The 7,924-nt window shown below is 63.6% G+C and carries 6 protein-coding genes and 1 pseudogene; 4 read left to right on the top strand and 3 right to left on the bottom strand.

Annotation, left to right across the window (positions count from 1 at the left end):
* Positions 1 to 86: 86 nt before the first annotated feature.
* Positions 87 to 341 carry a DUF6894 family protein gene (locus MKL09_RS20810; RefSeq protein ID WP_244023297.1) on the top strand — a complete coding sequence of 85 codons (255 nt, stop codon included), beginning with the start codon at positions 87 to 89 and terminating at the stop codon, positions 339 to 341.
* 227 nt (positions 342 to 568) lie between these two features.
* Here MKL09_RS20810 and MKL09_RS20805 read toward each other — a convergent pair.
* Positions 569 to 1,732 (bottom strand): annotated as a pseudogene (locus MKL09_RS20805) (IS3 family transposase).
* On the opposite strand from MKL09_RS20805, the gene MKL09_RS20800 reads away from it, so the two are divergent.
* Positions 1,711 to 2,505: an NAD-binding protein gene (locus tag MKL09_RS20800; RefSeq protein WP_244023295.1), complete on the top strand. Its 795-nt coding sequence runs from the start codon at positions 1,711 to 1,713 to the stop codon at positions 2,503 to 2,505. The pseudogene MKL09_RS20805 and the gene MKL09_RS20800 sit on opposite strands and share 22 nt — an antisense overlap.
* 9 nt (positions 2,506 to 2,514) lie before the next feature.
* Here MKL09_RS20800 and MKL09_RS20795 read toward each other — a convergent pair whose 3' ends face one another.
* Together MKL09_RS20795 and MKL09_RS20790 are read right to left on the bottom strand one after the other, a co-directional pair.
* Positions 2,515 to 3,798, bottom strand: coding sequence for a cation:proton antiporter (locus MKL09_RS20795; protein WP_244023293.1), 1,284 nt, complete (start codon positions 3,796 to 3,798; stop codon positions 2,515 to 2,517).
* Between the two features lie 505 nt (positions 3,799 to 4,303).
* Positions 4,304 to 4,558 carry a hypothetical protein gene (locus MKL09_RS20790; protein WP_244023291.1) on the bottom strand — a complete coding sequence of 85 codons (255 nt, stop codon included), beginning with the start codon at positions 4,556 to 4,558 and terminating at the stop codon, positions 4,304 to 4,306.
* Positions 4,559 to 5,878: 1,320 nt separating this feature from the next.
* On the opposite strand from MKL09_RS20790, the gene MKL09_RS20775 reads away from it, so the two are divergent.
* Both MKL09_RS20775 and MKL09_RS20770 read left to right on the top strand, forming a co-directional pair.
* Positions 5,879 to 6,358: a PAS domain-containing protein gene (locus MKL09_RS20775; RefSeq protein WP_244023289.1), complete on the top strand. Its 480-nt coding sequence runs from the start codon at positions 5,879 to 5,881 to the stop codon at positions 6,356 to 6,358.
* Positions 6,359 to 6,590: 232 nt separating this feature from the next.
* Positions 6,591 to 7,924: methyl-accepting chemotaxis protein (locus MKL09_RS20770; RefSeq protein ID WP_244023288.1), on the top strand; the 1,334-nt coding region annotated here is incomplete at its 3' end.

Raw genomic sequence — 7,924 nt, 5'->3', positions numbered from 1 at the left:
AGAACCAGACACATCGCTGATCGAACATTTGGGCGTCAGCGGCTGAGAGATGCGAGTGCTCCCGCCTGAGCGAGGCCGGATATCTCATGCCGCATTATTTCTTCGACACCGACGACAGCCTCTTCTGCCATGAGGACGACGAGGGCATCGAATTGCCCAGCCTCGATGCCGCGCGCATTGAGGCGTTGGATGCCCTCCCGGATATGGCGCGGAACAAGTCCCCGGACCGGGATCGTCGCACCTATTCGGTTCGGGTGCGCGATGAGGACGGGAGGGTGATCTATTTCGCCTCACTCGACTTGGTCGGTGAGTGGCATGTGCCACACGCCATCAGCCTGTGATCGGATCGGGAAGCGAGGGCAAAGCATCTACAACATAGATTAGAATCCGCCTCTATCCTATGTGAAGGTGGTGTGCCGTTCACCGTCGCCTCGGGGGAGGGGGCAAGCGACTGCGAGCCGAAGTCTGCCCTGGCCCTGATCGGAAGCAGAGCTGTGTCCCAACTTGTGCAGTCGGAGGTCCGTAACCGCTGACCTGACCGGTATTTTGGACCGGGCCAGTTGCGAGGTTACTGCATGGTAGCGGCCATGGGTAGCCGGAAAGCCAGATCCGGGTAGCTGACGGGCGCGGGCGGCTGATAGCCCAGCGACGAATGCGGTCGGATTCAGTTGTACGTAGTTTGCCATAGACCGATCACGATCTGCGCCTCCTTCAGCGAGTAGAAGATCTCCTGGCGTAGGCACTCGTCACGAAGTTTGCCGTTGAAGCTCTCACAATACCCGTTCTCCCACGGTGATCCTGGCGTGATGTACTGGATCTGCGAACCAGTTTTGGCCACCCATTTGCGCAACGCCTTCGCGATCATCTCGGGACCATTGTCGCAGCGGATGTTCTCCGGGATGCCGTGCAGGCACATTGCCTCTGCCAGGGCCTCGATTACGCCGAGACTGTTGATGCGCCGCGCCACCTTCAAGGCGAGGCACGCCCGGCTGTGCTCATCGATCAGCGTCAGGATGCGCAGGCTCCGGCCGTCGTGTGTCTGCGCCTGTACGAAATCGAAGCTCCAGACGTGGTTGCGGTGGAGCGGCCGCAGCCGCACGCATGAGCCGTCGTTCAGCCAAAGGCGGCTGCGGGGTCTCTGTCGGCTGGGGACCTTCAGCCCCTCGCGACGCCAGATGCCCTCATGGTGAGCCTGTCGAACCATGAACCCGGTCCTTGCCCGCTTGCCAGCCGGCTGCCTGCAGCAGCGCCGTGACGCGGCGGTAGCCGTAGCGCCCGTACTCGGACGCCAGGGCGATGATGGCGCGGGTCAGATCATCCTCGTCGGCCGGCATGGTGGGCACGTAGCGCTGCGTACCCCGATGCTGGCCGACGATCCGGCAGGCGTGACGCTCCGAGAGGCTGTACTTCTCCCGGATGCCGTCGACCGCTTGCCTGCGTCGCTCGGGGGCTACAAGTTTCCCGAGGCGACGTCCGCCAGAACCTGCTTCTCTAAAGATAGATCCGCCACAAGCCGACGAAGCCGGGCTTTTTCGCGCTCCAGATCTTTCATCTTCTTGGCCTGATCAACCTTCAGACCGCCGTACTCCTTACGCCAGCGGTAGTAGCTCTGCTCGGAGACATCCGCTTCCTTGCATGCGACGGCGATGCTCTTGCCTTGCGCCGTCTGCACCTCGATCTGGCGCAACATCAGCACGACCTGCTCCGCACTTGGCCTCTGTCCTCGCTTCATCCCCAACTCCTCTGGTCCACGCTGATCGTCTCAATCAGCCCGGTCCAAAGCCAGCCGGTCAGGTCAACTACCTGCGCCGTCTCCTCGACCAGCTGCACCGTTCGCACGCCAACTTCGCCGGCGTACCTTCCCTGATCCTGACCGAGGCCTTCCCGGATGGCTTGCCACCCGACCTCGAAGACGATCCACTCATCGTCCAACTCAAAGGGCGCTTCGACGACCCCGCTGCGCTAGAGGCTGCCGGTGTCGATCATGCCCGAGTACTCGTCATCCTGGCCGAGCAAGAGGGTGAACGCCTGTCCGACAGCCGTACCTTCGACATCATCCACCGCTTGCGTGAGCGGGGTATCAAGGTGCGCATCGTCGCCGAGTGCGTCGACGACCTCAACCGGGATCGCCTGAAGCGAGCTGGGGCTTCGGCGATCGTCAGGCCCCTGCGCGGCTACCCTGAGATGATCGTCCGCGCGATCGTCGCGCCTGGCACCGAATGGATCATCGAGCGCCTGTTCTCCAGCGAGGGTGACGAGTGCCTTCGCTTCGACGTCAAGATCACCGATGTCGTCTGGGCGGACGTCGTATCGGCCATCTTAAACGAGAACTTCGGCACACCGGTGGGCTACGCGGATCTCCAAGGCGAGCCGCACAGCAACCCACCGCCGCACACTGCCGTCACAGGCGAGGCCTTGTTCGTCTTGGTCGATGAGTCTCAGAAACCGAGCAGTGCCTCGCTCCAGAGATTGCTAGACCGGCTGGCCGGGGGCAGGGCCGCGTGATGACTGCGATCATGGAACGCCACGCTCGAACGGTAGCTCGTCCTGACCGCTCTGCGTGTCGCGCCCGCTGCGATGATCGAGAAAGCGTAGCACGGGCGTCACCGTCACCCCGTGCAGGATGATGGATACCAGAACGGTTAGCCCGGCTGTCGCCCAGAGTAGGTCTGGCGCCTCGAACCGCGCGTGGTTCAGCGCGAACGCGAGGTAGTACATCGTACCGAGGCCGCGGATGCCGAAGAAGGCGATGACCGCCTTTTCATCGGCCGGCAATCCCGAGCCGAGTAGCCCAATCCAGCCGCTGAGCGGGCGCACGACGAGGAGGGCGAGGACGACGAAGCCGACCGCCGAGAGGCTGAGGCCATCGAGTAGGCCACCGGCCGCGAGCGCCAACCCGAACCCGACGAGCAGGACCATCATCAGCAGGCGCTCAAGTTCCTCGGCGTAGGTGTGCATCTTCTGATGGTAATCATGGCTGTGATGAGAGGCGCGCAGCGCGAGTGCCGCAGCGAACACACCGACGAAGCCGTAGCCGTCAGCGACCTGTACGACCCCGTAGGTCAGGCAGGTCGCCCCGAGAGCCACGAAGCCGTCGCCGGTGCGAGACAGCTTGGAGGCGTTCGGCAGGTGGAAGATAAGCCAGCCGAGACCGCGTCCGATCAGGCCTCCGAGCGCGGCCCCGACGACGATCTTCCAGAGCACGTCGATGATCAGCCAGTGCTCCAGCGGCAGATCTGTGAAACTGCCGGCACCGGCGAGTACGATGGCGAGGTTGACGAACGGGAAGGCGAGCCCGTCATTGAGGCCGGCCTCCGAGGTCAGGGCAAAGCGCATCTCATCCTCGCCCCCTTCTGTGGGATGTCCGACCTGGACATCGGAGGCGAGGACTGGATCGGTCGGGGCGAGGGATGCCGCCAGCAGCAGAGCCGTCGCGGCACCGACCCCGAGGAGTGCCCAGGCGAGCATTGCCAGCGCTAGGATGGTCAGCGGCATGGCGATGCCCAGCAGCCGCCAAGTCACCGCCCAGCGGCGCCAGCCGATCAGCCGGTCGATCTTCAGGCCAGCCCCCATCAGCGAGATGATGACTACACCCTCGGTCGCATGCTCGATCAGTGATAGGTGTTCGGAAAGCTTTAGGGGCAGTCCGGCAACTACGGGCAGCAGGGACAAGGCTGCACCGGCGCCGACACAGCAGATGGGCAGGGACAGCGGTAGCGCTCGGAGTACCATCGGCAGCCATGCCGTCAGCAGGACCAGGACACCGAACCCGGCGAGGACGACGACATAGGTTTCCATCGTAGGGCGAACCAATCCTGGATCGCCCTGTTCCGTGTTTGCTCCATCATTCGTATCAGTGACACTGCAAGGCGTACGGTGGGCAAGCACGCGACGATAGGCGCGCTGTTGGCCAGTCCTCCGCGGACCGCCGGTGAGGCCTTGGCCGGGCGGTCGCGTAAGGGTCGGTGCAGCGGGGAACGGGACACTGCAAGCGCCAGCTAACGGCCACTCAGTTTCCAGCGGCAAGTCCTCTGGGGGCAGGCATCAATGTTTCGTCAGGCTACCGACGGTCTCGCTTGGTCCAAGCGTGTCCCGGAACCGCGCGAGGCGACTGAGACTCGGCTCATTCAGGCCTCTAGAGTTCGCGAAGGTTGCCAGTGCGATACCGACGAGGAACTGGGCTTCTGCTCCTGTCACCTCTCGTCCACCCAGGGTACTGGAAGCGCCGCGTACGGCTAGCACAGCCTGTCGAAAGGCCGGATCGCCTTGAAGTTCTGCCAATCGGGTCATTCGCGAAGGTCGCTCATGCTGCTGATTTTTCACTCAGCCGCTTCTTATGACGGCCAAGATCGTCCATCAGGCGTGGCATGAAGGGCGAGACACCGTCCAGCGCGGTAGTCTCCCGCCGGAGCATCTCCAGCGCTGCCGTCTGGGCGCTCAGGCCTGAGACTGAACTTAGGTACGCCCAAATAGCCTCCTCAGCCTCGCCGATGTCCACGGGCTGCTCGGCATCGAGCAGTACACGGAAGACTTGTAGGGTTTGATCGAGGCTGGCCATCTTACAATCCATTTTGAGTTACCGAGGCGCCGCGAGCTTTTTAGAAAAGCCAGATCGACAGCGTTAGGATCGCGCCGATGCTCCCGATGGCGGCACAGAACCCGGGTATGACCCAGTTGTTCAGACCGTGTAGCTGCGCTGCCCTTCGAACTCTGGCAGACGCCGCCTCGGTCTTACGAGCTAAGGCAATGCGTTCGTGGGACGGGGTATTACCAGCAGCCTCATCGTCGGTCTCGAGCTGCGACAGACCTGGATCGTAGGCTGTGACCTTATCGCCAGTCGCACCGCTGTCGATGTTTGCCTTCAACATGGCCGTAGTCGGCCGATCAGAGGCGGGCGGTTCCGCTACATGTAGGTTGCCGGGCGGTGGCGGTGTCTCAGATCGGAATAACACCGGGGGGATGCTTTTCGAAGTTGTGGTGACCAACATCGCGTTATGGGTCACCACTCGCGCGTGGATTTGGTTCGGTCGTCTTGCGCACCGTCGTTCGCAGGCCACCAGATATTCGACTAGAATGCAGTGCCCCCGTCCTGCATTCACTGTGACGGGGGCAGGTTCTATTTAGGACTAATCAGCCGCCGCCACCGTTTCCGCCACCGCCACCACCGCTGCCTATCGAGCCGATGCGTGAGGGTTGACCCGCGTTACCAGCTGCCGCCGAGTCCTCTGAGATGCCGTCGGCGGCTCGACCGCTCGGCGAGTAGGTTGCTGCACCTTCCTCCCCGGTCGAGCCAGGTTGACGTGTGACAACGCCTGGCGGTCCTGGCGGGACGATCACAGTCGTGCTGGTTGGAGTCTCGATCACCTGAGCAAAGGCAGGTGTCGTCAGCGCGGCGGCAAAAGCCGCGACGAGGATAAGTTTGGCCATAAGGTTCTTCCGGCTGTAGAGCCCGGGGAACAGCCGGTAGAGCACAATGTGTCCGGGAGGCGGTGTCACAGGGCCGGGCAACACAGAAGCTTAAGCGACGTTGTAGGGTGCGCGACTGCGCGGACGCCTCCTCAAGCGTAGGGCCCGAGCGCGATGCATGGCGGAATGTGGCTGAGTGCTTGGGCGCTCGAAGCATCAGGGGAGCCTAACCAGCGACAGCTCGTCCTGCGCCTGCTACGGCACTGCTTCTTCCGGTCAGCACGCCCGAGGCGTTCGCGACACCGCAAAGCGCGCGGCGGGCGAGCACGCGACGACAGGCGACCATGGGCCAGTTCCCTCCGGCTCGCCCGTGACGCCTGGCCGGGCAGTCGCGTGAGGGTCGGTGCGGCGGGGGAACTGGACGGCGGATAGCGCTCGTGCACTTCCCGCACAGTTGCAGCGTTGCCGTGTCATGACTGCCTTCGAACTCATCCGCGCGCTCGCGCACGACGCTGCGATTGGCATCGTCGTCACCGATCCGATGATCGAGCCGCCTGGGCCCATAATCCTGTACGCCAACGCCGCCTTCAGCCGTCTGGTCGGACGCGAACTCGACGAGATCGTCGGACGCAGCCCCCGGTTCATGCAGGGCAAGGAGACCCGCCGGGAGACGCTCGACGTGTTCCACCGCGCTCTGGCGGCGGGCGAGCGCTTCCACAGCTACCTCGCGAACTACCGCGGCGGTGGCACCAAGTACCGGGCTGAGATCGATTGCCGGTCGTTGCGCACCGCCGATGGACACATTGAGAACTTCGTTTCGTTCGAGCGTGAGGTGATCCGGCGGCTCGGGCGCCCCGCCGGAAGCGCCAGCGGACGCTACGAGCCGACGAGCGTAAGTAACGACGCCTTGACCGGTGTTCTTCGCGCCTTGGGCGTGTTCAAGCGCGCATAAATTGCATTCGCGTCGATCACAGGTATGTGAATACAGGCCATTATGATTAATCTAGGTTATAATCTGCCGTATTGATCGATTATATTGTGGCGTTAAGCCATAAATAACCCTTGGCATGCAGTATCGCAGCTAACGGTGCCACATCTGTGTGATGCGCCGGTGGGCTGCACCGTAGGCCTTCGGCCACCTGGGTGTCGTCGAGCAGCCTCAACGATCCTCGGAGTCGATGACCATGTTCGGTGGAATGCGCCCGCACGTCGATAACGCGGCCAAACTCGACGCACTCGACCGCTCGCAGGCGGTGATCGAGTTCCTGCCCGACGGCACCATCCTCACCGCCAACGTCAACTTCCTGACGGCGATGGGCTACACTCTGCCTGAGGTTCAGGGGCAGCACCACGGCATGTTCGTCGAGGCCGCGCATCACGACAGCGCCGAGTACCGCGCGTTCTGGGATGCCCTACGACGAGGCACCTTCCAGTCCGCCGAATTCAAACGCATCGCCAAGGGCTGCCGGCCCGTGTGGATCCAGGCGAGCTACAACCCGGTGTTCGACCGCGCCGGACGCGTCGTCAAGGTGGTCAAGTTCGCCGCCGACATCACCGCCCAAAAGCTGCGCGCCCTCGATCTCGATGGTCAGATCACCGCCCTGCACCGCTCGCAGGCGGTGATCGCCTTCGATCCTGCAGGCACGATCCTCGAAGCCAACCAGAACTTCCTCGACGCCGTCGGGTACCGCCTCGACGAGATCGTAGGTCGCCACCATAGTTTGTTCGTCGATGCCGCTGAGCAGGCTGGCGCAGCCTATCGCGGGTTCTGGGACCGCCTCGGACGCGGTGAGTTCGCGGCGGGCGAATTTCGACGCATCGCCAAGGGTGGCCGCGAGGTCTGGATCCAGGCGACGTACAACCCGATCAAGGATGTCGACGGCACGGTGTTGAAGGTGGTGAAGTTCGCCGCGAGCATCACCGCGCAGGTGCATGAGCGTCAGCGCCGGGCCGAGGCGCAACGGGCGATCGGTGCGGACCTCGATGCGATCGGCTCTGCGGTCGAGAACGTCACCCGGCAGACCGCTGAGGCCGCCGGCACGGTCGGACAGGTCTCGAACGACATCCAGTGCGTGGCATCGGGGGCGGAGGAACTCTCAGCCTCGGTCGGGAAGATCAGCCAGCAGGTCAGCCACGCCGCGCGCATGGCCGGCGAGGCGGTCGAGCAGGCCAGGCACACGGGAAGCATCGTGGCGGGACTGAGCGGGCAGGCGGCGCAGATCGGCGACGTCGTGACCATGATCCAGGGCATCGCCTCGCAGACAAACCTCTTGGCCCTCAACGCCACGATCGAGGCTGCCCGCGCCGGCGCAGCGGGTAAGGGCTTTGCGGTGGTCGCCTCCGAAGTGAAGGCCCTAGCTGAGCAGACTGCCAAGGCGACCGACCAGATCCGCGGGCAGATCGTGGCGACACAGGCGGCGACTCGGGATGCGGTCGATGCGATCAATTCGATCCAGAGCACGATCCGGGGGCTGGACGAGGTTTCGGCCGCAATCGCGGCGGCGGTTGAGGAGCAGTC

This window comes from Methylobacterium sp. J-048 (genome assembly GCF_022829515.1).
Lineage (GTDB): Bacteria > Pseudomonadota > Alphaproteobacteria > Rhizobiales > Beijerinckiaceae > Methylobacterium.
The sequence above is the reverse complement of the archived record's forward strand: the minus strand, read 5'-3'. Positions and strand labels throughout refer to the sequence as shown.

Excerpts from the sequence above, each read along its gene's own strand:
- MKL09_RS20810 (WP_244023297.1), top strand. The coding sequence starts at position 87 with ATGCCGCATTATTTCTTCGACACCGACGACAGCCTCTTCTGCCATGAG.
- MKL09_RS20795 (WP_244023293.1), bottom strand. The coding sequence starts at position 3,798 with ATGGAAACCTATGTCGTCGTCCTCGCCGGGTTCGGTGTCCTGGTCCTG.
- MKL09_RS20790 (WP_244023291.1), bottom strand. The coding sequence starts at position 4,558 with ATGGCCAGCCTCGATCAAACCCTACAAGTCTTCCGTGTACTGCTCGAT.
- MKL09_RS20775 (WP_244023289.1), top strand. The coding sequence starts at position 5,879 with ATGACTGCCTTCGAACTCATCCGCGCGCTCGCGCACGACGCTGCGATT.